The sequence below is a fragment of the Olleya sp. Hel_I_94 genome, assembly GCF_007827365.1.
Lineage (GTDB): Bacteria > Bacteroidota > Bacteroidia > Flavobacteriales > Flavobacteriaceae > Olleya.
This window is the reverse complement of record NZ_VISI01000002.1, coordinates 801,690-825,626: the sequence shown is the minus strand read 5'-3', so window position 1 is coordinate 825,626 and position 23,937 is coordinate 801,690. Positions and strand designations below refer to the sequence as shown.

Annotated in this window: 24 protein-coding genes and 1 other RNA gene; 15 read left to right on the top strand and 10 right to left on the bottom strand. The window is 30.1% G+C overall.

The features are described from left to right. Positions 1-22 precede the first annotated feature (22 nt). The 10 genes from JM82_RS06755 to JM82_RS06710 all read left to right on the top strand — a co-directional run bounded on the left by JM82_RS06755 (position 23) and on the right by JM82_RS06710 (position 11,227). Positions 23-547 carry a hypothetical protein gene (locus JM82_RS06755; RefSeq protein WP_145001954.1) on the top strand — a complete coding sequence of 175 codons (525 nt, stop codon included), beginning with the start codon at positions 23-25 and terminating at the stop codon, positions 545-547. A gap of 147 nt (positions 548-694) precedes the next feature. After that, the gene (locus JM82_RS06750) at positions 695-1,522 is read left to right on the top strand and encodes a hypothetical protein (protein WP_145001953.1); all 828 of its coding nucleotides are present in this window, start codon (positions 695-697) and stop codon (positions 1,520-1,522) included. A gap of 798 nt (positions 1,523-2,320) precedes the next feature. After that, positions 2,321-3,976 carry a serine hydrolase domain-containing protein gene (locus tag JM82_RS06745; RefSeq protein ID WP_145001952.1) on the top strand — a complete coding sequence of 552 codons (1,656 nt, stop codon included), beginning with the start codon at positions 2,321-2,323 and terminating at the stop codon, positions 3,974-3,976. Between the two features lie 220 nt (positions 3,977-4,196). Then, positions 4,197-5,954 (top strand): FAD/NAD(P)-binding protein, encoded by a 1,758-nt coding sequence (locus tag JM82_RS06740; RefSeq protein ID WP_145001951.1) that lies wholly within the window; start codon positions 4,197-4,199, stop codon positions 5,952-5,954. Positions 5,955-6,120: 166 nt separating this feature from the next. Further along, a complete protein-coding gene (locus JM82_RS16530) occupies positions 6,121-7,305 on the top strand; it encodes a YHYH protein (RefSeq protein WP_145001950.1) in 1,185 nt (394 codons plus the stop codon). A 374-nt stretch (positions 7,306-7,679) separates the two neighbouring features. Then, positions 7,680-8,360: a hypothetical protein gene (locus tag JM82_RS16365; protein WP_186439192.1), complete on the top strand. Its 681-nt coding sequence runs from the start codon at positions 7,680-7,682 to the stop codon at positions 8,358-8,360. A 241-nt stretch (positions 8,361-8,601) separates the two neighbouring features. Continuing rightward, complete coding sequence (locus tag JM82_RS06725) at positions 8,602-9,309, top strand: hypothetical protein (protein ID WP_145001949.1); 708 nt, start codon at positions 8,602-8,604, stop codon at positions 9,307-9,309. 7 nt (positions 9,310-9,316) lie between these two features. After that, on the top strand, positions 9,317-9,883 hold the full coding sequence (locus tag JM82_RS06720; protein WP_145001948.1) for a hypothetical protein: 567 nt from the start codon (positions 9,317-9,319) through the stop codon (positions 9,881-9,883). Positions 9,884-9,930: 47 nt separating this feature from the next. Continuing rightward, positions 9,931-10,497 carry a hypothetical protein gene (locus JM82_RS06715; RefSeq protein ID WP_145001947.1) on the top strand — a complete coding sequence of 189 codons (567 nt, stop codon included), beginning with the start codon at positions 9,931-9,933 and terminating at the stop codon, positions 10,495-10,497. 127 nt (positions 10,498-10,624) lie between these two features. Next, on the top strand, positions 10,625-11,227 hold the full coding sequence (locus tag JM82_RS06710) for a short chain dehydrogenase (protein WP_145001946.1): 603 nt from the start codon (positions 10,625-10,627) through the stop codon (positions 11,225-11,227). Positions 11,228-11,490: 263 nt separating this feature from the next. Here the strand turns inward: JM82_RS06710 and JM82_RS06705 are convergent, their stop codons facing one another. After that, the gene (locus tag JM82_RS06705; protein ID WP_145001945.1) at positions 11,491-12,672 is read right to left on the bottom strand and encodes a hypothetical protein; all 1,182 of its coding nucleotides are present in this window, start codon (positions 12,670-12,672) and stop codon (positions 11,491-11,493) included. Positions 12,673-12,790: 118 nt separating this feature from the next. Next, positions 12,791-14,083 (bottom strand): fumarylacetoacetase, encoded by a 1,293-nt coding sequence (fahA, locus tag JM82_RS06700; protein ID WP_145001944.1) that lies wholly within the window; start codon positions 14,081-14,083, stop codon positions 12,791-12,793. A 144-nt stretch (positions 14,084-14,227) separates the two neighbouring features. Here fahA and glyA point away from each other — a divergent pair, with 144 nt between their 5' ends. Then, complete coding sequence (gene glyA, locus JM82_RS06695) at positions 14,228-15,502, top strand: serine hydroxymethyltransferase (RefSeq protein ID WP_145001943.1); 1,275 nt, start codon at positions 14,228-14,230, stop codon at positions 15,500-15,502. Positions 15,503-15,571: 69 nt separating this feature from the next. Here glyA and JM82_RS06690 read toward each other — a convergent pair whose 3' ends face one another. The 6 genes from JM82_RS06690 to JM82_RS06665 all read right to left on the bottom strand — a co-directional run bounded on the left by JM82_RS06690 (position 15,572) and on the right by JM82_RS06665 (position 20,516). Continuing rightward, positions 15,572-16,189 carry a hypothetical protein gene (locus tag JM82_RS06690; RefSeq protein WP_145001942.1) on the bottom strand — a complete coding sequence of 206 codons (618 nt, stop codon included), beginning with the start codon at positions 16,187-16,189 and terminating at the stop codon, positions 15,572-15,574. Between the two features lie 95 nt (positions 16,190-16,284). Then, entirely contained in the window at positions 16,285-16,485 is a 201-nt protein-coding gene (locus JM82_RS16595) for a DUF2892 domain-containing protein (protein WP_186439191.1), read from the bottom strand. Between the two features lie 97 nt (positions 16,486-16,582). Next, a complete protein-coding gene (locus JM82_RS06680; protein ID WP_145001940.1) occupies positions 16,583-18,136 on the bottom strand; it encodes a hypothetical protein in 1,554 nt (517 codons plus the stop codon). A gap of 71 nt (positions 18,137-18,207) precedes the next feature. Beyond that, positions 18,208-18,591, bottom strand: coding sequence for an acyl-CoA thioesterase (locus JM82_RS06675; RefSeq protein ID WP_145001939.1), 384 nt, complete (start codon positions 18,589-18,591; stop codon positions 18,208-18,210). Positions 18,592-18,618: 27 nt separating this feature from the next. Continuing rightward, a complete protein-coding gene (locus JM82_RS06670) occupies positions 18,619-19,326 on the bottom strand; it encodes a hypothetical protein (protein ID WP_145001938.1) in 708 nt (235 codons plus the stop codon). A 152-nt stretch (positions 19,327-19,478) separates the two neighbouring features. Next, positions 19,479-20,516 carry a glutaminyl-peptide cyclotransferase gene (locus JM82_RS06665; RefSeq protein ID WP_145001937.1) on the bottom strand — a complete coding sequence of 346 codons (1,038 nt, stop codon included), beginning with the start codon at positions 20,514-20,516 and terminating at the stop codon, positions 19,479-19,481. An 88-nt stretch (positions 20,517-20,604) separates the two neighbouring features. On the opposite strand from JM82_RS06665, the gene ffs reads away from it, so the two are divergent. The 4 genes from ffs (at position 20,605) to fsa (ending at position 22,919) form a co-directional block, all read left to right on the top strand. Then, positions 20,605-20,703: signal recognition particle sRNA small type (gene ffs / locus JM82_RS06660), an RNA gene on the top strand. Positions 20,704-20,844: 141 nt separating this feature from the next. Beyond that, on the top strand, positions 20,845-21,645 hold the full coding sequence (locus JM82_RS06655; protein WP_145001936.1) for an SDR family oxidoreductase: 801 nt from the start codon (positions 20,845-20,847) through the stop codon (positions 21,643-21,645). 2 nt (positions 21,646-21,647) lie between these two features. Further along, on the top strand, positions 21,648-22,079 hold the full coding sequence (locus JM82_RS06650; protein ID WP_145001935.1) for a hypothetical protein: 432 nt from the start codon (positions 21,648-21,650) through the stop codon (positions 22,077-22,079). A gap of 186 nt (positions 22,080-22,265) precedes the next feature. Next, positions 22,266-22,919 (top strand): fructose-6-phosphate aldolase, encoded by a 654-nt coding sequence (gene fsa / locus JM82_RS06645; RefSeq protein ID WP_090840428.1) that lies wholly within the window; start codon positions 22,266-22,268, stop codon positions 22,917-22,919. Between the two features lie 89 nt (positions 22,920-23,008). Here the strand turns inward: fsa and JM82_RS06640 are convergent, their stop codons facing one another. Both JM82_RS06640 and JM82_RS06635 read right to left on the bottom strand, forming a co-directional pair. After that, the gene (locus tag JM82_RS06640; RefSeq protein ID WP_145001934.1) at positions 23,009-23,425 is read right to left on the bottom strand and encodes a hypothetical protein; all 417 of its coding nucleotides are present in this window, start codon (positions 23,423-23,425) and stop codon (positions 23,009-23,011) included. Next, positions 23,418-23,858, bottom strand: coding sequence for a DUF2452 domain-containing protein (locus tag JM82_RS06635; protein WP_145001933.1), 441 nt, complete (start codon positions 23,856-23,858; stop codon positions 23,418-23,420). Before JM82_RS06635 ends, JM82_RS06640 begins: the two co-directional genes overlap by 8 nt. Positions 23,859-23,937: the final 79 nt, after the last annotated feature.

Here is a 23,937-nt window from a genome sequence, read left to right as displayed (position 1 = left end):
TTGTATAATGCATATGCACCCTATGGGATGCATACGCACCATACAAGAGACGTTGCCAATAATTATGAAAAACATACTTTCAATCATATTAATCTTTCATTTTGGAGTTTATAATTTCAATTATTCAGACGTTATAATTGGAACTTGGAGAGTCAAAAAAACTGTTAATTTAAGGACTCTAAAAGAAGATAAAGAAATAACGCGATGTAATTTTAAACAGATAAAAACAGAAAACGGAACAGGTTATCCTGACAGAACATTCAAAGTTAATGGAGATTATATTGATTATTATACAGCTGACTATAAAGAATATGGCGAGTGGGAAATAGCAGATAACAATTTAGTACTAAATCATATTTTGGAGAAAAAAAATACTGATTCTAATAAAGAATTATTGAACGTATTGAAATCGAATAACTTAATATTTAAAGAGGAAAATGGGTTCTATTATTTACAACCGACTGAAATAAAAATTAAATCTATAAACAAAAACCGAATTCAACTTGGAACTGATAGTGTTTACACAATTTATAAAAGAGTAAAATAACTATTGGCAACAACGTACATAGTTAATTGCTATTTCCAGCCTACTTACGAATATTCCTACGGATTTTCTATTTCTGATTTATTGGCTAAATTAGAGCCTTAAACCACGAAAAAAGCCACACACAATCAAGTGATATAACATTAAAAAATGAAAACGAAAAACATATTTTTATTGACATTAGCATTAATTAGTTCAACTTTTATTATTCGTGCTCAAAGTGCGGAAGATAGTTTAAAAATAAGGAAAACCATTCAGGCAAAATACAGCACAAATAGATTTTCAGAAATGCCACGAGATTCTGCATTTAAAGACGACCATCTTGTAAAGTATGAAATGTATGATGACAATGAAAAGATAATTGAATACGGTCAATACGATGGCAAAGGGAATATTTATAGGGTTTTCAAAATTCAAAAAAACGAAAGTGAAAAACAAATAAAAAAAACAATTTGTGATGTAAAAGGAAACTTGAAACAATATTATATTATTTCAATTGACGATAACGGAAATGAAATAGAATTAAAAAATTATAACAGCAAAGATAAATTATTTTACATCCAAAAAAACGAATATGATAAAAACGGAAATGTAATATCAAAAATTGGAGGCGTCCCTAAATCGGATAAAGTTTCTACAACTGAATTTGAATATAATTCTAATAATGAAATGATACAAAAAATACATTACGATTCATATGGAAGCAACGAAACTCAAACATACATTTATGATTCAAATGGAAATGAAGTGATTTCCGAATTGTTTAAAGCTAATGGTGATTATACAAAATTTATTTCTACTTATGATAAGCAAAACAATATCTTAACACAACATTGGTACGATAAAGATGGAAAACAAAAACAGTGGAATAATTGGGAATACCATTACGACAAGCAAGGACATTGGATAACTAAAAAAAGCTACACAAATGGAGAGTTAGGTTTGGTATGGGAAAGAAAAATCGAATATCAAAAATAACGATGTACAAAACCGTATATAATGTATTGCTGGTTCTGGCCTAACTACAAAAATCCTTGTGGATGTTTTATCTGTGATTTATTGGTTAACTTTACACCTCTTGCAAAGTTGAAGACCAATATTATGATTTAAGTCAAGAAGGTAAAGCATTACTAACTTATGAAATAGGCGGAATTTTTCAATTGAAAAACATAGAAACTAATGAAATTATTTCATTTTCTGTTAACTCAAAAACTATAGAATATATTGCTGATGGTCCTAATGAATCATCATTTATATTTGGCTCTTCTTCAGATGATTTTATAGAAGTTGGAAGAATTTCATTTATTGATAATTCAAATTGATATAAAGGAGAGATTATTGTAAAAAGTGTTAGAGATAATGGTTTTGAATTTACAGCTTATTTTTATGATTGTTTTGGAGATGATTTTTATTATTTCCAAAATGAATTTATTGACACTACTAGTGTAGAAGGTGTTGATTATTCAAATGTATATATTCTTAGAAATTATCCTAAAACGCTTTACTATTCAAAAGAAAAAGGAATTTTAAAGATTCTTGACGTCGATGAAAACACATTGTTTGGACTGATTAAATAAAAACGTATGGTAACACCAATATATAATCTACTATCAGTTTAATCCTAACAACAACAAAAGGAACGGATTTTTTTTCGTAATTATTTGCTAAATAACTAACTCAAAATATGCAACCTAACTAAACAATTACATCTGTTGTAATAAAAGAGAGACTGTAACATTTTGATAAAACATCTATCTTTAAAAGAAACAATCACAAATGAATCAAAGTAAATATTTAGTAATTTTAATAGTTTTTTGTATAATTCCAAAAATAGGTTGCGCTCAAAATTTAGAAACCAAAATTGATAAATTATATAAAGTAGAAGCAAATGAACCTGGATTTTCGATTGCAGTCTTTAAAAAGGACCAAATTTTGTTTCAAAAACAATATGGAACAACAAATTTAGATTACAATATTCCTATTTCCAGCAAAACGGTTTTTGATATAGCTTCTATTTCTAAGCAATTTACAGCAGCAGCTATTTTATTACTTGAGGAAGAAGGTAAATTAAATATAAAAGAGCCAGCGTATAAGTATATAGATAAACTTCCGCGTTATAAAAAGGGAAATCCTACCATAGAACAATTACTAAACCAAACTAGTGGAATTAAAGAAGCTGATCCTTATTTTGGAGTTATTGATTTGTGGTTTAACGACTATATTGATCAGCAGCAAATGATTAACATTATTACTAAAGTTAGTGACCTTCGTTTTAAACCTGGAGAGTATTTTTATTATTCCAATGCCAATTATATACTACTAGCATCTATTATAGAAAAAGCTTCTGGCGAAACGTATAGTAATTATCTACAAAAAAACATTTTCAATCCACTTAATATGGATAATACATCTATTAAGGACAATATTTATAAGTCCATAAAAAATAGAGCAATTGGGTATATAGAAGACGATGGTCAGTATTATAAAACACATTTTCATGCTGTAAAATTTGTTGGAGATGGACAGATTTTAACAAACCCTGATGATATGCACAAATGGCACCTTAATTTAAGAAATGCTACAATTGGTTCGCCAGAATTATGGAAAAAAATGCACACAAAAGCCACATTAAATAATGGAAAAAAAATAAATTTTGGTTTAGGTGTAGAGTTTGAAACCTATAATGGACATGAAGCTGTTGGATTTGATGGAATGAGTGCTGGTGGCTTTGTCTCTAAATATCTTTATTTTCCAACCTTAGAAATCGCATTTTTTACTACTCAAAATAAATTTGAAGACGAGTTTAGAGATACTTTTTTTGATTTTGTAGACTTATATGTAACTCCAAATCTTAAAAACGAAACTTTAGACGAAACATATAATTTTATAACACTTTCAAATAAACAATTAAAGCAATATGAAGGACACTATTTATATTACTATAATGATGACGATAAGAAAGCAAATTCAATTCAAGTAAAAAACGATAAACTTATAGCATATACATTAGATGGAGATAAAATTGCAGAGCTAAAACCTATTGGTAATAATGAATTTATATTTTTAATGGGTAACAGTAAAGCGCTTGTTAAGTTTAATTTAGAAAAGAGAAATACCTATTTTACTTATAATGAATTTAATAATGACAAGCCTTGGGTATTTAACCAATTTAAGCCTTATGCGCATTCTGAAAAAGAATTAAGTCAATTTGAAGGAGAATACTACAATACAGACTTTCAAATAGCAAAAAAAATTTGTTTAGATAATGGGTCGTTATATTTATATTATAAAAATGGAGCATACAAAACAGAATTGACATCAATTTCTAAAAACCTATTGGAAATATCTATTAGTCCAATAGCATTTGAAAGAAATGAAAAAAACGAAATTACCAGTTTTACATTAATGGGAATCCAATTTGAAAAGCTATAAAGACTATGGCTAACACCATTTTTAATTTTTGTAACTATAGACTAGCTACTAATACCTTTAAGTGTTTGTTAGTTGTATAATCACAATTTAGGTTAATATTTCAATTTTAAAAATGAGTCTGAAGGAGTATCTTATAATTAAATAACAATTGTATTTTGAATAAAATTATTCTTTAAGTATCTTACAATTCATTAGTGCCTTTTCAATTTTAAAATTATAAATGAGTACACCAAAAACTACAACAATTGCTATCATTGGATGTGGACCAAGAGGTCTTTCAGCATTAGAAAATATAATGATTGCATTATCAAATACTAATTTAAAAACACTTCCAAAAATTGTTGTTTTTGAGAAATCCGCTCAACTAGGTTGTGGTTCTATTTATAATTTAGATCAACCAGATACTAACTGGTTAAATATTTCGGAACGCGCTTTAACTATCGCTAAAAGACCTGTAATACAAATTGAAAACGCTAAAATTGAGGGCTTTATGTCTTACCATGATTGGACAGGTAAAAGCCAAGATGCTATTTATAGTAATAAACATGAAGTGTTTCCTAAACGTTCTGAGGTTGGTAAGTATTTAAAAGCTCGCTACACTAGTATTGCTCAAACGTTACAAAAACTTGATGTACTGACCGTTTTTAATTCTGAAGTTACAGAAGTAAAAAACAACAATCAATCCTTTACAATTACTGTTGACAATGGTAACAATTATAATGCAGATGAGGTAGTACTGACTATTGGACATCAGGAAACCAAAACATCCAAACAATTAAAAGATTGGATAAATTATGCTCAAAATAATAACACAGTTAATTTGTTTTTAAAAGCGTATCCTATAAAACACTTACTATCTATAGATTATAAAAACATAGCTCATACAGTTGGACTTAGAGGTTTTGGACTAGCTACCATAGATGTTATTAGGGCTATAACTAAAGCAAATGGTGGTTGTTTTGAAGTTATTGATACCAACACACACAAAATGAATTATCATCCAGGAAAAAGCACTTTAAAACTTATACCTTTTTCATTGGATGGTTTACCTATGGCTTGTAAACCTTTAAACTCTAAAATTGATGCGTTATTTACACCAAGTGATGCTAAAATTTTAAGTTTTAAGTCAGAATTATTACAAATTAAAGAGGATGTAAATTACAATAATGGCAACACCTTTTTAATTAAAGCTATGGCGACTATAGTTGCCAATCAATACTTAAAATTAGGAAATCACGCTTACCAACATAATTTTTCTGTTACAGCATTAAAAACAATAACAGAAGCCTATCTAAAAGACGAAAATTTTAAACACGAGCTATTACTATCTCAAGATAATGCACCAGAAGTTATTATTCAAGCTTATGTAGATATGGCTACTGCAAAACAGCCAATAAGTTTAGATTATTGCTTAGGTCAAGTTTGGCGTCATTGCCAGCCAACATTATACGCAATGATGTCTCACTCAGCTTTACAAGAGGATGTAATAAACAAAGTTATCGCGCTTGATGAGCGTATAAAACGGTACGCTTTTGGACCACCTATTGAAAGTTTACAACAGATATTAGCTTTAACTTATCAAGGTACATTAGATTTAAATTTTGTCAACAATCCAGAAATTAATTTAACAGATAATGGCTGGCAGTTACAAAAACATAACCAAGAAATTACAGTAGACACCATGATTAACGCTGTTTTAGACAGTCCAAAAATCGAAAAAGTAATTTCGCCAATTGTAACCAATTTATTAAATGATAATTTAATACAAGCCATACACAGTAAACTTGGTGTAGACACAAAACAAAATGGATTAGTAGTCTCTAAAAATAAAAAACAAACACTTAATCTAGCAGTTTTAGGTAGGCTAGCAAAAGGAAGCGTTGTTGGTGTTGATGCTATTTTAGAATGCTTTGGACCCAGAATTAAAGATTGGGCAGACGGTTTAGTAAAAAGATTAAATACAGACCATCCAGCTTAAAATATTTGATTGACGCCTTTATAAAGTTAAACTTGACAATAACCAAAGGGATATTTATTAGCTTTTTACAGTGAGATTTTGAATAGATAGTATATTTTACGCTAATTTATTAATTACCTTAAACGAATAACTATAAAAAATATAAAACAACCTAAATAATAAATAAATGAAACAGACTTTATCATTTCTACTGGTTTTAGTATTCTTAATTTCATGTAAATCAAATCAAGAAAAAAAAGAGCAACAAGAACCTAATGGACAAAGACCGTCTTCGGCAGAATTAATATCAGAATTAGACAGTAATAACGATGGTAAATTATCCGAGAGTGAGGTTAATGGACCAATTGCCAATGATTTTAAAAATATAGACAGTAATAATGATGGTTTTTTGACTTTAGACGAACTTAATAAAGCAGAAAAAAATCAAGAGGGTAGACCACCACGACAATCAAATGAAAACAAGGATTTATCAAACCAGATTGATACTTCTGTGAAGGTAATGCCTGTAAATACAGATTACTTTATTTCAGAAAATATTATTGACGGAATCCAACAACAAATGATCGAATTAAATGGAGTTGAAACCTTGTGTTACGTTATTAAAACAAATTCGCAAGCAACAGAACATAAAATGGGTCCTTGGTGTCCAACACATATCGAGGATGGCATGGAAAAAGCAGGAATCTGGTTTAAAGATGATAAAGTATATGATGTTTCAGGTCATTTTATAGCCAAACTTGATGAGTTTTATAGTGACGATAAATGGCAGCTGTACAGAGAAGATGGAACAATCAGGGTTACAGACACAGAAGAAGGTTGTTTGGCTGCTGCTAAACCAGAAGTTGAGGAAGCCTACCATAATTATTGTGTGGAATGTTTACCAGAATATTTTAAAGATCAAGTAACCACTTTTATACTTCCTGTAAAACCTGTATATCTAAAAACCACTCAAAGTTTTGGAAGAGGCGGAATTGGAGTTGCTTTTAACGGAGTTAAATATGATCCACCAGCACCAACGCACGCTATATTGGCAGCTCATACAATTGCACCTTTAGACGATCATGGAGGACACGTAAATCCACATGGAGGATACCATTATCACGCAGTAACAGGTTCGACAAAAGAAATCGCTCAAACCAATGCACATGCGCCAATTATTGGTTATGCGATTGATGGATTTGGAATTTATGGATTGTTAGACAAAAATGGAAATAAACCTACCAATTTAGACGAATGTGGTGGACATTTTGATGATGAAAGAGGATACCATTATCACGCTGGCGAACCTGGAGGAAATCAAATTATAAAATGTTTACACGGACTACCAGGCTATACAGAAGTACAAGAGTAGAAAAATACGATTACATTAAGGTATAAAAATAATACAGGTCTAATCTTTAATAAAGGAAGCTGTTCCAGAAACAGTGGAAATTACTAACTATAAAGTGCCTGCTTTTACCCTTATTCCAAAAGTGAAACCACAGCAGTAAATCATGATAATAGCTTATGCTAAACATATAAGGTTTTATTCTTATCAAGCAACAGTAGACCACTTTGCAGACCAGTTAAAAGATTTAGTAGTAGGTAAGGGGACAGTCGTTTCCGTTAAACAAGCCTTTACCTAAAGACTTAATTAAGCGAATGGTAATTTTTAGAATAGAAGAACTTTTAAGTAAATAAATAATCCACAATAGTGCATACTAAAAGCAAGAGAAATAGAGGTCTATGAGAATAATAATTTTACTTTTATTGGTTATTTTGACTTTACAATCCTGTAATAACAATGAAGCTAAATTAAGGGATGAAAACTTAAAATTAAATGATGAAATATCTATTTTAAAATCAAAAATTGATTCTTTAGGAAATTTACCAACGATACAATTCGAGAAATTAATTTCAGAAGATTTTTCGTTAGACTCTTTAAGGAAGAAAAACTTTTCAGAGTATGTATCTTATTTAAAAAACAATGAATTAAAAACAAAAGATTCAATTTTAATAGAAAAATACTTAACGTTTGCTAAACAGAATAAAGAGTCCTTTTATTCAATGTACGCAATAGATAGAATTAGAGGGATAAATTATCAAAAACAACAATTAAACATCAGTCAAATAGTTGGAAAATGGCAATGGGAAACTATGACAAATCTCTTACAACCCTTTAAAGGAAGTAAGGATGAACAGATACTATTTCAAAAAGATAAAACACTAAAAATTTTCAATAATGGTAAATTAGTTTCAAATGATAAATTTGAGCTTATCAGACAAGGTTGGGGAAATTATTATATTGAATTTGAATGTAATAAACTGTATTCAATACAAGTCAAACAAAATGGACTATTAACTTTAACAAAGGGTAAAGGATTTTGTATTGACTGCGGAACAGATGTGTATAGGAAAGTTGAATAAAAAATTCATGATTCACTTCGTGTAAAATTATTTTTTTAGTTTAAGAGTACTTATTTAAATCTTCACAAATATTCTATCTGTAATTTTTTTGTTAGTTTTAGTGTATAAATATGCTATTAAATCACCCATAAATTAGTGCTAACTTACTATGTCGTAACTTTTATTCAATTTTCTTGTAAAATTTTATAATACATGTCAAACAACAAGCAATCTATTAACACGCTAGCAAACATTTAACTGAATGAATAAATTAGGAATTATAATTGGACTGTTAATAGGATTGGGGCTTTTTGGTGCCTATAATGTAAAAACCAAAGCAAAACTAAAATCAAATCAGGAGGTATCAGCAACTCAATTTGTGACAAAAATTGAGGAGTTGGGTTATTATAAATACACTGACAAAAAAAATATTGATAGTTTAAAAAATCAACTAATTAAAAATTATGATCCAACAAACGAGTTGGTGTCGATTTGGGATGATCAAACTGGTGTTCCTCTTGATTATAGATATTATTGGTGTGATGGCGAAACCGTGTTTGAACTTGGAGGATTTACAGAGCTATTAGAACAAGTTAAACCAACTTTTAATAAAATTGGGTTGACAATAAATATAACGGACCATATCGAAGAATGGGATGATAAAAATAAATGGTTAAATCATAGGATAACAATAAACGGAACTAAATATGTAATTTTTAAAAACTTTAAAAATTATGGTTGGGGAGAATCAGTGATGAGATTTGCTCAAATAATAAACCAAGAAGCAGAAAAACAAGGCATTAACGAAAGGGTTTATTTAGCTTCTGGCGCAAATGATGGTCGACTAATATTTTTAACTAAAGCCTTGTACGATTATATCTATAAAGTATACACCAATAAACATTGGAAACCTTTAGAAGTGACAGAGTGGATTAAAGTTATGGAAGTTAAACCAATAGAAATAAATTAAAGAACTAATGTCTAAACTTTGTATATTCAATGATTGTGCTTTATGTCAAAACGAAAGAACAAGTTTTGAAAACGGTTTGACTTGTAATTTGACCAAAAAAAAGCCAAACGTTATAAATACTTGCTCCAAAATTAAATTGGATGAAAAATTTCTAGAAAAATTAGAAAGTACAAATCTAGAGTTAGTAATATTAAGTAAAAATAAAAAATCAATTCATCTCACTATATTTTGGACTAGTATTAGTGGATTTTTATTAATAATTGGAGGATATTATTTTTATGAATGGACAATACATAGCGTGTTTATATGGTCAGTAAAACTTGGAATTATTGGAATGGGTTTTACTTTTTTAGGAATGGCGTACTCTAAACTTAAAGCGTTTAAAAAACAAGAAACTAAAGCAAAATTCGAGAAATTAAAAATTGATGACATATTAAAAAAACACAAAATCGAATATCATCCTACTTTTATTTTTGAAAATAAAATTCACGGAATTCAAGAATTAAAGGTTAATTTAGAATTTAGGAATTGGATAAAAAAACGAACGACAACAGCGTATAAAATTAATGTTTAAATTTATCCTTAATTAATCATAGTAAAAGAGTCTAATTATCTGATTTCATGACAGAATATCATAATAGTTTTGAATTTCAAATAAATTATAATACAGTCACAAAGGACAAGCTTATTAACTATTTTGAAAACAATAATCTTAAAATTATAAAGGATGAAACCGATCTTGTTTTTGAGAAAAAATGGTCAATTTTTGATGGCTGGAAACTAAATGTTCTAAATTGGGAATCTAATATTAGAGTTAAAAGTGTTGATAATCATAAAATTGTTATCCATCATACAGTTAAAACCTATGGTTTTGGAGTTATTTCACCAATAGCTTTTTCATCAATTTTTGAAAAATATATAGAAAATTTAAAACAGTATATTATTAATAATGAATCTTTTGAAAAAAAGAATAATGAATTAGTAAAATTAGGAAGAATTAAATTACTAAAATATCTAGTCATTTTAATCTTAGGTATTTTAGCTGGTTTATATTTTGGAACTGTTTTGAAAAATTTGACTCATATTAAACTATTTGGATATCTAGGTATTTTCTGTGGCGCTTTAATTACACAAATAGTAATTAACAGTTACCTAATTAAAATTAATAAATCAAAACACCTTGTTTAGCATTCTGCTAATTAGGGATTACGCTCAAGTACCAGTAAGACTTTCCGTTTATATTTAACCATTTACAAGTCAAGAAGTAACAAAGATAATTATAAGAAAAATCAATGTTTAACTTAAAAAACTAACTATGAAAATTTTAATAATAGGAGGAAACGGTACAATAGGAAAAACTGTTGTTGCGCATTTTAAAGAAAACAACCAAATAATAATCGCTGGACGTAGCAATAGCGATGTAACTGTTGATATTTCAGATAGCAAGTCAATAAAAGCTATGTTTGAACAAATTGGAAAATTAGATGCTATTATTTGTATTGCAGGAGAGGCAAAATGGGACGATTTTAATAATCTTACTGAAGACGATTATTATATTGGATTAAAAAGTAAATTAATGGGACAAGTTAATCTGGTGCGTATTGGACAACAGTATTTAAACCCTAAAGGATCAATAACTTTATCCACTGGTATTTTAGCAGACGATCCTGTTGTTAAGACAACAAGTGCTGCTATGGTAAATGGTGGTATTCATAGTTTTGTACAAGCAGTAGCTCTAGAAATTGAAAACGGAATTAGAGTAAATGTCGTTTCTTCAGGAATGGTAGAAGATGCTTATAAAAAATACAAAGACTATTTTCCTGGACACAATCCAATCCCTATGCATAAAGTTATAAATGGCTATGTTAGAAGCGTAAATGGAAAGGGAAATGGCGAAATAATTAGAATTTACAACTAAAATAAATCAAGTTAATTCCCATTTTTTAAATGAATAAACTAATAATTACATTTTTACTTTTAATTAATAACGTCTCATTTGAACAAAATTTTAAAGTGATTAGTAAACATTAAAAATCAAGATAGTTATCCAACATAATAAAAAAAAGCAAGGGTCTATAAACAGTTGTACAACCTTCCTGTTAATATTAAAAATCAAGTAGCAGCAATGATAAAAAACTCCCAAAGTTATTTGGGAGTTTTGTTTTGATATAGCACATAAGTTTAACCTCTAAAACTATATCTTGTTATAATATCTTTTAATTTGTATTTTAAGTCTTCTCCAGTGTCATAAACCATTTGTTCATTACTAGGAAAGTGTACAAGTTGGTTTTTTAGTAATTGTAAATCTTCAGTATTTAAAGCTCTGCGATCACCTTTTACAGTTCCAAAAGTGTTTTCAAAAATAAACTCGCTATCTATTAAAAAATTATCTATTATTTGATTTTGCTTTAAATCTGTATAAACAACTTTAGCAATAACTTGCGTAGATTTAAGTTGATTAACTTCAAAAAATCTAGCTTTAATATTTATAATTTTATCTTGTTTAACATCATTACCTAAACTGTCTTTTACAACATTTCCGTTATTGTCTAAAGCATACTCCCAACCATCAATAATATCTTTTTGACGTAATAATTGTCTTTCTGTAATATGCTCTGGAGAGATATTTATACGTTGTAATTGTAGCTCCATTGCATAATCGTAATCAATGGTATGATCTTGATTAGCATGATATGCTGTCCAAAACTGATTAAGGCCATAAGTATCAAAATTTAATAAATCGGCTTCTAAACGTTGTGGTAGTATCTGTCGTGTCTGATTTTGTACAGTAACTAAAACAAAATCTGTCCCATTAAAATGAGCTTCATTTAATAATTCTCTAACATTTTTGTAGTTAGGATTAATCGCTTCAATGGACTGTAACAACTCATAAGCATCACGATTGTAAAACTTATTATCTGTTGTCATTAACTGCTTAGCTTGCGTGTATTTATACTCAGATACTTTAGTTTTATAGTTAATTATTTCATCACTATAATCATTAAAATTAAGTTCTAAATTTTGTCCACTAATTTGTAAAGGTAAAACACGTTTGATTGCATTTTGACGACTATCTAAATCTAAATAGGTGTTATATATCGTTTCATACAACTCTGGATTTCCATCTTTAGTTAAATGGTTTAAGTTAGTATGATCTTCGTCAACCACTTTGTAATAGGCATCTTGAAGCATCATTACGTAGCTTTGTTTACGCTTTTTGTCTTTGTTATTTTCTAACTTTTTTAAAGCATTACTAATGGCTAAATCGTAATCACCAGAATGTAATTGTTTCTCGATTTGTTTTCTTCCAACACAAGATGTAAGCACTAGAAGAACTACTGAAATAAGTGTAAATTTTCTCATCTTTTTTGGATTTAATTGGTTTCTATATATATAGAATTTCAATTTACGTGCCAAACCCAAAAAAGAAACCCTTAAATTTTTAGATTTAAGGGTTAACTATCTGATATTTAATAAGTTGTTATTTTGATTTTTTTGCCTCAAACACTGGTAATAATTTTGTTTTTACTTCTCCAAATCCAATTCTAGTACCATCTTTTTCGCAGTAACCTCTCATAATAACGGTATCATTATCATTAATAAATTTACGCTCTGTACCATCATTAAGTTTTACAGGTTTTTCACCTCTCCATGATAATTCTAACATTGATCCATAAGTATCTGGTGTTGGTCCAGAAATAGTACCACTTCCCATCATATCTCCAGAGTTAACTGGACATCCATTTACAGTATGATGCGCCAATTGTTGCGACATACTCCAATACATATGCTTAAAGTTAGATTTACTAACCACAGTTTCTTTAGCTTTTTCAGGTTGTATAGCAACTTCTAAATTAATATCGTAACTCTTTTTACCGTTTTGTTGTAAGTAAGGTAAAAGCTTTTTAAGTGGTTTCGGGCTGTCAGCTTTAAATGGCTGTAACGCGTCTAAAGTAACAATCCAAGGAGATATTGATGACGCAAAGTTTTTAGCTAAAAATGGTCCTAATGGCACATATTCCCATTTTTGGATGTCACGTGCAGACCAATCATTAAATAATACTAAACCAAAAATATATTCTTCAGCTTCATTAACCGGAATTGGTTCTCCTAAATCATTTGCATCAGTAGTAATAAAAGCCATTTCTAACTCAAAATCCACTAATTTACTTGGTCCAAATACAGGTTCAGTTGCTCCAGCAGGTAAGGTTTGACCTTGTGGTCTGTGCACTGGTATTCCAGATGGGATGATAGAGCTGCTTCTACCATGGTAACCAACAGGTATGTGTAACCAGTTTGGTAATAAGGCATTGTCAGGATCTCTAAACATCGTTCCAACATTAGTAGCATGTTCTATACTAGAATAAAAATCTGTGTAATCACCAATTTGCACTGGTAACTGCATTTCAATTTCGTCTAATCTAAATAAAACAACTTCTTTATGTTTTACATTATTTTTAAGCGAGTCATTGTCAGCATCAAATATTTCAGCAATTCTGTTTCTAACCAAACGCCACGTTTTGCGTCCATCAGCAATAAAATCGTTTAAGGTGTCTTGAAGAAAAATATCATCTGTTAATGGAATGCCTTCAAAATAACCTAATTGGTGTAAAGCGCCTAAATCAATTGCTGTGTCTCCAATTCGTGTTCCAATAGTAATAATGTCGTCTCTAGTTAAGAAAACACCAAAAGGAATATTTTGAATAGGAAAGTCAGAGTTTTTATCGACGTGTAACCATGATTTTCTGTCTGGATTATTTGCGGATAATGGCATATATATAATTGTTGATTTGTTGTTTATAAATTCTAAGTAAATATATGTTTTTTCAATTATTTACAAGCAGTATTTCTTATTTTTGATAAATATTTAACGATAAAACTATTTTCGCTTAAAGCGGAAATTTAAAAACATACAATTATGCAACGCGACGAACAAATTTTTGAACTAATTCAAGCAGAAAAAGAACGCCAACTAGATGGTATAGAATTGATTGCATCCGAAAACTTTGTCAGTGACCAAGTTATGGAAGCAGCTGGATCTGTGCTAACTAACAAATATGCCGAAGGGTATCCTGGAAAGCGCTATTATGGTGGTTGTGAAGTGGTTGACGAGGTAGAACAAATCGCAATTGACAGAGCAAAAACATTGTTTGGTGCAGCATATGCTAACGTGCAACCACACTCTGGAAGTCAGGCAAATACAGCAGTTTATCATGCAGTATTAAAACCAGGTGATAAAATCTTAGGTTTTGATTTATCTCATGGTGGACATTTAACACATGGCTCTCCTGTAAACTTTTCGGGTAAACTTTACAACCCAGTTTTTTACGGAGTAGAAGAGGCTACAGGTGTTTTAAACTATGACACGATTCAAGAGATAGCAACGCGTGAAAAGCCACAATTAATTATAGCAGGAGCATCTGCATATTCTAGAGATATAGATTTTAAACGTTTTAGAGCAATAGCTGATAGTGTTGGTGCTTTGTTATTAGCAGATATTTCACATCCTGCTGGATTAATTGCAAAAGGTATTTTAAACGATCCATTACCGCATTGTCATATTGTAACAACTACAACACATAAAACGTTACGTGGACCAAGAGGAGGTATGATATTAATGGGTAAAGATTTTGAAAACCCATTTGGATTAAAACTTAAAAACGGAAATTTAAAAATGATGTCATCACTTTTAGATTCTGGTGTATTTCCTGGTAATCAAGGTGGTCCTTTGGAGCATATAATTGCAGCAAAAGCAATTGCTTTTGGAGAAGCATTAACAGAACCGTTTATGCATTATATGCTACAGGTTAAAAAAAATGCATCAGCAATGGCAGACGCTTTTGTTAAGCGTGACTACAAAATTATATCTGGTGGTACAGACAACCACATGATGTTAATTGACCTACGTAACAAAAACATAACAGGTAAAGATGCTGAAAAAGCTTTAGTAAAAGCAGACATTACAGTTAATAAAAACATGGTGCCTTTTGATGATAAATCACCATTTGTAACTTCTGGAATTAGAATTGGTACTGCTGCAATTACAACTAGAGGTTTAAAAGAAAACGAAATGGAAGCTATTGTAGAGCTTATTGATCAAGTAATCATGAATCATGAAAACGAAGATTTACTAGACGAAATAGCAATTAAAGTTAATGCAATGATGAGCGAGTTACCATTGTTTGTAGCTTAGTTTATTATAAAATTATTTTTCGCTTTCGCGGAAAAAAAGCCTGCTATACTTTAGCAGGCTTTTTTTGTTTTATAATTTTTCAAATATATCGTCTAACGACTTAAATTGGCTGCGCTTATATCTAATATTATCTCTATCTCTTAGATATTTAATCAAATCATGTTTTGGTCCAGAAGTCCAAAAATTCCATGTTTCAATTAATTGATTATCTACATCAATAATAACTTGGTCTATTAAAGTATTATCAAAAGGATAATTAGCAGTGTCATAAACTATAACGTCTTTATTATTATCATATACTTTTCGGTATAATTTACCATCATCTTTTATAAATTCAAATATTGTATTACTGTCAGAATTTGGATTGTATAACATAACATCATTAATTTCATCCTTACAATAATAATGGTAAGTCTCTCCATCGTCATGCAGCACAACATAATTATCAGTACTTGAATTGTTTAAACTAAAATATCCAATAAGGATTGATCCATCATTCAAAGTCAATTCACCTTTATAAAAGTCATTTGGATACGTGTTTAATGTGTTAAAAAAAGTAATTAGATTTAAGGTTTCCAAAGCTAATAAGCTAGAGTTGCTTTTATGCCTTGTTTGTCCATTTGCAGTAATCATAAATAATAATAAAATTAAAGCTGCAATACGTTGAGTAATTTTACTTGATTTCATAAGATTATATTTAAGAGATTAAACTTTTTGTTTATTCTCAATAATCAGACCATTTTTATATAATGTAACTATAAAATCAGATGTTATTGAGGACGTTATAGATAGTCGTCAGAGTCATACGTAGAAATATTAGTCGATTTGTAAAATGGACAAAAAGCTGTAACACTAGCAAATAAAAACATGGCGGAAACTACTATAATTATAAAAGCTATGAGACCTTTAAATTCTCCAACATATAATATAGAGATAAGCAATATAACCACAATAAAACGGACTAATCTATCAAAATTGCTCATATTTCTTTTTAACTTTATCATGACTAAATAATTGAGGGTTGTTATTTAGTTCAAAACTAATTGAAAAAGCTAGGCCTATTTTATTCTTTCGCTCAAACTAAAAAGTGATATGTTGAAATGCACCTAAGTCCGGACTAGTGGTTCTGTTAACGCCTAAAATATCATTTGGGACTTGTGTAGCAAATGCTGTGTTACCTTGACCATTAGCAGCTGAGTTTTCACCAATAATCATATCGTTTTCAAAAACATCTCTAAAATCAGGATCTTGGTTAAAAATCATGTTTTCATAATGTGTGGCATCATCAAAATCATAATTAGGACTAGAAAAGAAATTACTAGAATCCTGAAAACGTAGTAAACAATTAGTAAACTTAAAGTTAAAAACTACAGATGCATCTTCAATTTGATCTATTAATAATTCAGGATTATCATTTCCGTAAATAATACAATTACTAAAATTAGCTTCGGTTAAATCCGAAATAAACGCAGTATTTTCTTCATCGATAACAAAATTGTTAATTAATAAAGCTGGGAATTGTCTAAAACTACTGTTCCAATAATTAGCAATAGTGGAGTGGGTGACATTGTATTTTCCACCTAAAGTGGCACCAAAACTAGCTTGTCCAGCATTATTTAAAACAATATTATCTGCTTTAATCGACGTGTTACGTCCTAATATACCAAACGTACTTATGTTATATATCTGAGAATTTGTAATGGTTAATTTATCCGTTATAGCATCTGCATTACCATCGGATAACACACCTACGGTTGCATTTTTAATTGTAGCATGATTAATAATATTATTTTGACTGCCTTCAAATAACCAAATAGTTCCCCATTGTCCAGGTACATCACTGTATATTGGTTCTAAACGGTTACCTTCAAAAATGACTTCATTTTCTAATACTTCTGGGTCACTACTTAAAGCACCATTGACATTTAAAGTAGCACCTTCAGAGACTAATAAACCTGAGTTAGCATGAAAATGAACGCGTGCACCAGCATCTATGGTTAGTGTTTCTCCATTTGGTACAGCTGCATAGCCATAAATAACGTATGGTTTTTGATTAGTAAAAGTTAATTCTTCAGGAAGTAACTCGCGACCTTGTATGTCTGTTGCAACAGATTCACCATCAATAGTTAAAGTCAAGGTTTCAATTATGCCAGTTGCATTGTCCTTGTCAGGATAGATAAAAATAGCGTCTTTAACTAAAGTTACTAAATCTACGTCTTGAAGATTATCTCCAGAATCAAACAATATTTTATCTGTATATACAAACTGATTATCAATAATAGGTGAGTTGTTTGTATTAAATGTTGTTTCGATAAATATAAAAAGACTGTCTTTTGCTAGGATTTGCACGTCTTGAAAACTTTTTCCAGCTTGACCGTCTACATTTAAACGATATCCAGAGTTTTCTCCGTTTTGTAAAGATACATTAGGTATAGATATATCATCATCACTAGTGTTGAATACCTTTAAGTTGTACGTACTTGACCCAATATTTGCAAAAATAGTATCTAAATAAACCGTGTCTTTAGAAAAACCTAAATTTCCAGTACTAGCCTGAAATTCAAAATCCTTACGACAAGAACTGCAAAATAATATAAATCCAAGACAGCAAATAAAATATAGCGTACGCTTCATAAAATGTAATTGTAACTTTGGTTGACTAAAATATAACTTTTTTGAGGGGTAAATAGTATATGACTTTAAAATTATTGAAAAATAGAAATAATGTCATTTGTGATTCTTGCAGGTTTATTAGTTTCCGCATGTATTAAACACCATTTAGTTTCGGAATACGCACAAATTTTATCATCTACTAAAATTTCCACTACACGAATAGATTTAACACCTTGGCAAGATTTAATGTAGGTTTTAAGTGTTACTGTATCATCCAAAACAATTTGATATTTATAGTCAATGTGGTGGGACAGCAATACCCAATAAAAATCACTTTGCATTTTAGTTGATGCTTCAGTTTGCCAATGTGTTTTTGCAATGTGATTTACCCATTCAATATAGCGCACATTATTAACGTGATTTAGCGCATCTAAATCATCAAGAGTAACTATTAAATTTTTATTGTAGGTTTTCATATTTTTAATAAAGTACTAAAATACCACTTAATGTTGGTTTTTAAAGTCGGCAATAATTTTATTAAATGCTTTTCCTTTTTGCACAAAAAGCTCTATTAAATCTACTTCTTTATTTTTTTCTAAAAGCTTGCTATCTAGTTGGTTTTTGATAATAAACTCAAAAAACATAGGAATGTATTCCTCTTCAATAGCTAAATCTTGAGTTAAAAAGCGTCTATTAAATAAACTAGATTTTTCAAAAAGAGATTCTAAATCTTCGTAAGTCATTTCAATAAAAGGTGGCTCGACATATTTGTCCTTATTTTCAAACAATTTAGCAATCAATCCAATAACTTGTATAATATCAATTCCACCAGTTGTAGGTTGTTTAGAGTACAAATGAGGATTGTTTTTGATGTCTGCCAAAATCTGGTTTTTAAGCTCAGTTTCAACAACATTAATATCTGCTAAAGTCTCCTTGTAAGGTTCAATAAGTTGTACTTCGTCTAGGTTATTAAAAACTTGTTTAAGTTCGATAACTACACTTTCGTGGAAATGATAGTCTTTTAAAACTAACTTTTGCTCATTATAAAATAACGAACTGACATGAAGCGTGTCTCCAATTTTTCCTGCTATTGAAAACCTTCCGTTAACATCGGAAGCTGTCATTTGTTTTGAAGAGAGGTTGGTTATTTTAATATTTTCTATGGTGGAAATGGAGTCGTAAATACTACCATTTACTGTTTGTGCGGACACAAAGCAGCTTGTCAAAAAGACAATTAAAAGCGTAAGATATTTCAAAATTTGGTTGGTTGATTAGTCTCAAATTTAGATTTATCAATGACATGATAAATTTAATTAAGAGACTTTAACAGCTAATTTATAATCTTTTAACTTTTTGTTTTGGATTAGTTTTCTAAAATTTTAACCTCAAATAATTTATCCCAACGTTTTCCTGTTAAGAAAAAAGTTTGCGTTTCTGGATTGTAAGCAATACCATTTAAACAGTTTTCGTTAATTGAAAAATTAGGAATTTGTTTTGTTAAGATGGTACAGTCAATAACTGCTTCTACAGCACCATTTTTAGGATTGATAATTGCTATTCCGTTTTTCTCCCATATGTTAGCATATAACTTGTTGTTAGCAAATTCTATTTCGTTTAATCTTCCAATTTTTCCTTTTGTAGTGCATACTTGTATGTGATCTTCTTCAATTAGCGTATCTGGATTTAGGCTCCAAATTAAACTAGTACCATCACTTTTATATAGTTTAGTTCCGTCGTTTGCAAATCCCCAACCTTCTTTACTTTGACCATAATTAAAGCTGCTTTTCTTTTCTAAGGTAGTGGCATCATAAGTAAATCCTTTTTGACCTTGCCAAGTTAAATGGTAAACGGTATTGTTTAAAACTGTAATACCTTCTCCAAAAAAGGCATCAGGAATAGCAGTTTCAGTAATAACATTACCTGTTTTATAATCTATTTTTCTAATTTTAGATTCGCCACGTTGTCCAGTACTTTCAAATAACACACCATTGTTAAACTCTAAACCTTGTGTAAAAGAAGTGTTGTCATGCGGAAACGTATTAATTACTTCTATAGATAAAAACTTTGGAGCCACATCACTTAATAATGCAATGGTTTGATTGATTTCTGCGGTTTCGCCATCAAAATTAATTGTTGCTTTTAAAGTATGTTCTCCTAATTTAAAATCAGAAAGTGGTTGTTTAGCTTCAATTGGTTTGCCATCTAATTGATAAAGCGCAGAGGTTATTGGTATGTTTTTAGGATTTTTTAGAGACACTTCTAGAGTTTTATCAATACTAATTGTACCGTTTTGGGCATTGGTAGTCATAGAAAAACTCTTTTTTTGCGCTTCGACGTCGTCACCACAAGAAAATAATGTGATTGCTAAAAATATGATTGTAAGGTATTTAAATGCTTTCATTTTGTAAACTTATTTGAGAGCAAGTTATTTATTAAAATTCATTATAAAAAATGATTGCAAGAAAATAAAATGTGTGTATCTTTGCACCTGGCAAGTCCTACACAACCAGCTCCTGTTGAATCCTCCAGGTCGGGAACGAAGCAAAGGTAGATGGTCGTAGCGGTGTGATGTAGGTAGCTTGCCTTTTTTTTGATTACTCTAAATCCTTTTTTGAAAAGAGATTTAAAAACATAAAATAAAGATTTGTTAGTTAATTCTAGCAAATCTTTTTTGGTTACAGTCGTTTTGTAATTCAACTTTTTTACTTTTAACTTTTAAAATTATTTACATGTCTAAAGTCGTATTAATTACAGGAGGTTCTTCTGGAATAGGAAAATCTATAGGTGAGTTTTTAACCGAAAAAGGGTGTGTTGTTTATGGTACCAGTCGTAATCCGTCTAATTATACCAACAGTAGATTTAAGTTGGTCGCTTTAGATGTTAATGATACGGTGACTATTGCAGCAGCTGTAAAAGCAGTGATTGCAGCAGAAGGGAAGTTGGATGTTTTGATTAACAATGCAGGTGTTGGTATTAATGGTGCAATTGAAGAAATTCCGCAAGAGCAAATCCAACATAATTTTAATACTAACTTTTTTGGACCTATAAATGTTATCAAGGCAGTGTTACCTCAAATGAGAACACAACAGTCAGGTTTGGTTATAAACATTACATCCATTGCAGGATATATGGGATTGCCTTATCGTGGTATTTATAGTGCTAGTAAAGGTGCTTTAGAGCTTGTTACGGAAGCGTTACGTATGGAAACCAAGGATTTTGGCGTAAAGTTTACCAATATTGCTCCAGGTGATTTTGCAACTAATATTGCTGCAGGACGTTATCATGCACCTGTTTTAAAAGACTCGCCTTACACCAAGTATCCAAACGTACTGAAAGATATTGATGATCATGTAGATAATAGCAGTTCTCCAATTGCTGTGGCTAAAAAAGTACATCAAGTAATTAATACTAAAAAGCCTAAAATACATTACAAGGTTGGTGCGCCAATGCAAAAGTTTTCAATTATTTTAAAGTTTTTGTTGCCAGATACGATGTATGAGAAGTTGCTTTTAAATCATTATAAACTTTAATAATGAAAAAAATCCTAGCGTCTTTGTGCATTGCTGTAGGATTTACTTTGACTAATAGTATTAGTTATAAATATGTTTGTAAAACAGACGAGAATTGGCCTAGTTTTTTAGGATTTCCGTTTGTACAAAGTACCGACCGCTCTTGGGTTTTTTCTATGTCTGGCGATTTATTTATAAAAGGCTTTATAGGTAACATTCTGTTTTGGAGTCTTTTATTTTATGGTGTGATTTACTTGTTAAGTATTGCTAAGCATAAGGTTTATAAGATTATTTCTAAAAGTGTAATTACAATTTTCTGTATTTTTTCTTTAGTATTTATCTATTTTGAGATTACCGTTTTTGATTGGCGATTAGAATGGGATCATGATAATTTTAAAATGAATTATTACATACAAGACTTAGATTGCGAGAAAACCTTTGAGTTTTTTAAGTAAAATGTTAATATCATTTGATATCATTATTTTACTTGCAAAAGTTAAATTGTAACTTTGCATTGCGTTAAGGATGGAAGTGGCATCCTTTTTTTGCTGCCACAAATGGCAAAAAAAGATATAACGAACAGCCTGACCCTTGTGGTGACGCCCAAAATAATTATATACACAACTTAAATATTTTTTAGAATGAAATTTTTTATTGATACTGCCAATTTAGACCAAATTAGAGACGCTCAGGATATGGGTATTTTAGATGGTGTTACTACTAACCCGTCTTTAATGGCTAAGGAAGGGATTACTGGACATGATAATATCATGAAGCATTATGTTGACATTTGCAACATTGTGGATGGTGATGTTAGTGCGGAAGTAATTGCTACTGACTTTGAAGGTATGGTTAAAGAAGGTGAGGCGCTTGCTGAATTACATGATCAAATCGTGGTTAAATTACCAATGATTAAAGATGGTATTAAGGCTTGTAAATACTTTAGCGATAAAGGGATTAAAACTAATGTAACATTAGTGTTTTCTCCTGGTCAAGCATTATTAGCTGCTAAGGCTGGTGCGACTTATGTATCTCCTTTTATAGGACGTTTGGATGATATCTCTACGGATGGTTTAAACCTGATTGCAGAGATTAGACATATCTATGATAACTACGCTTTTGAAACAGAAATTTTAGCTGCGTCTGTACGTCACACAATGCACGTAATTGACTGTGCTAAATTAGGTGCTGATGTTATGACTGGTCCTTTAAGCTCTATTGAAGGGTTATTAAGACATCCTTTAACAGATAGCGGTTTAGCTAAGTTTTTAGAAGATTACAAAAAAGGAAACTAATTTTGTACGGATTAAATAGTTAGCAATTTGCGGACTATTAAATATTAAAAAAAATCCCAAGTGTTATGCTTGGGATTTTTTTATGCTTTTTATTTTACTATTGTAATTAGGTTTAAGATAAATAGTACCGTCCAAGTTGCTGTTCTTATCCAGTTTTTTGAAACTAAATCTTGTAGTGTTTTTTCTGTACTTTTTCCGTTGTTAATAGTGTTGTGTAAGGGAACAAATATTGCAAATGTTGCTATCCACGCACTGATAGTTAAAACGCTTCTAATATAAATAGAGGCATCGGGTTGCGTAAATACAAGATATAAGTAGAGTATAAGCTGTCCAAACATTAACGGGATAACAACACCAGCTATTCTTACTGTATATTTGGCGTGCCATTTTATTAACGACTCTTGATTGTAATATTTAAAACTTGGATATATAATAAGCTGAACCATCCAAATTAATACTACTAATCCAAAATCGAAGAGTAGACTTACAATATGAAGATTAGTCATTAGTAATTAGATCTTGGCCAATAATTTCTTCGTCTATTCTTTTCCAGATATGCTCTGAGTTTAAATAAAAACTACCTATAAAGTCAAAATTGCATTGTTCTGGAGCAATAATGGATAAAAAAGGTTGTCCTTTTTTATCTCTGTATAAATGATAGGTATCGCCAATTATAGGCTGAAAACTGAACTTAGCATTATAGACTAGATTGTTATATTCTAGTTCTGCCATCATTTTTTCATATTCGGCTTTTAGCTCTAAATACTTGGCTTTAATTTGCTGATTGGCTTTGTGTACGTTTTTGTTTTTCCAAGTGACGTTTTCAGTTACTTTTATGGCTGGCGCACCAACATTTGTTGCATATGGTTTTAATGATGCATCGTATTTTTGTGTCTCTTGGTTAAAGACAATATTATCAGGTTTTTTAGTGTCTGACATCCTTTTTCTTTTTTAACAAAGATACTAATAACCATACATAAAATTATTTTTATGCTAAAAACACCCTGGTTTTTAACCT

Coding starts and splice junctions, on each gene's coding strand:
- JM82_RS06755 (WP_145001954.1), top strand. CDS start 23: ATGGGATGCATACGCACCATACAAGAGACGTTGCCAATAATTATGAAA.
- JM82_RS06750 (WP_145001953.1), top strand. CDS start 695: ATGAAAACGAAAAACATATTTTTATTGACATTAGCATTAATTAGTTCA.
- JM82_RS06745 (WP_145001952.1), top strand. CDS start 2,321: ATGAATCAAAGTAAATATTTAGTAATTTTAATAGTTTTTTGTATAATT.
- JM82_RS06740 (WP_145001951.1), top strand. CDS start 4,197: ATGAGTACACCAAAAACTACAACAATTGCTATCATTGGATGTGGACCA.
- JM82_RS16530 (WP_145001950.1), top strand. CDS start 6,121: ATGAAACAGACTTTATCATTTCTACTGGTTTTAGTATTCTTAATTTCA.
- JM82_RS16365 (WP_186439192.1), top strand. CDS start 7,680: ATGAGAATAATAATTTTACTTTTATTGGTTATTTTGACTTTACAATCC.
- JM82_RS06725 (WP_145001949.1), top strand. CDS start 8,602: ATGAATAAATTAGGAATTATAATTGGACTGTTAATAGGATTGGGGCTT.
- JM82_RS06720 (WP_145001948.1), top strand. CDS start 9,317: ATGTCTAAACTTTGTATATTCAATGATTGTGCTTTATGTCAAAACGAA.
- JM82_RS06715 (WP_145001947.1), top strand. CDS start 9,931: ATGACAGAATATCATAATAGTTTTGAATTTCAAATAAATTATAATACA.
- JM82_RS06710 (WP_145001946.1), top strand. CDS start 10,625: ATGAAAATTTTAATAATAGGAGGAAACGGTACAATAGGAAAAACTGTT.
- JM82_RS06705 (WP_145001945.1), bottom strand. CDS start 12,672: ATGAGAAAATTTACACTTATTTCAGTAGTTCTTCTAGTGCTTACATCT.
- fahA (WP_145001944.1), bottom strand. CDS start 14,083: ATGCCATTATCCGCAAATAATCCAGACAGAAAATCATGGTTACACGTC.
- glyA (WP_145001943.1), top strand. CDS start 14,228: ATGCAACGCGACGAACAAATTTTTGAACTAATTCAAGCAGAAAAAGAA.
- JM82_RS06690 (WP_145001942.1), bottom strand. CDS start 16,189: ATGAAATCAAGTAAAATTACTCAACGTATTGCAGCTTTAATTTTATTA.
- JM82_RS16595 (WP_186439191.1), bottom strand. CDS start 16,485: ATGAGCAATTTTGATAGATTAGTCCGTTTTATTGTGGTTATATTGCTT.
- JM82_RS06680 (WP_145001940.1), bottom strand. CDS start 18,136: ATGAAGCGTACGCTATATTTTATTTGCTGTCTTGGATTTATATTATTT.
- JM82_RS06675 (WP_145001939.1), bottom strand. CDS start 18,591: ATGAAAACCTACAATAAAAATTTAATAGTTACTCTTGATGATTTAGAT.
- JM82_RS06665 (WP_145001937.1), bottom strand. CDS start 20,516: ATGAAAGCATTTAAATACCTTACAATCATATTTTTAGCAATCACATTA.
- JM82_RS06655 (WP_145001936.1), top strand. CDS start 20,845: ATGTCTAAAGTCGTATTAATTACAGGAGGTTCTTCTGGAATAGGAAAA.
- JM82_RS06650 (WP_145001935.1), top strand. CDS start 21,648: ATGAAAAAAATCCTAGCGTCTTTGTGCATTGCTGTAGGATTTACTTTG.
- fsa (WP_090840428.1), top strand. CDS start 22,266: ATGAAATTTTTTATTGATACTGCCAATTTAGACCAAATTAGAGACGCT.
- JM82_RS06640 (WP_145001934.1), bottom strand. CDS start 23,425: ATGACTAATCTTCATATTGTAAGTCTACTCTTCGATTTTGGATTAGTA.
- JM82_RS06635 (WP_145001933.1), bottom strand. CDS start 23,858: ATGTCAGACACTAAAAAACCTGATAATATTGTCTTTAACCAAGAGACA.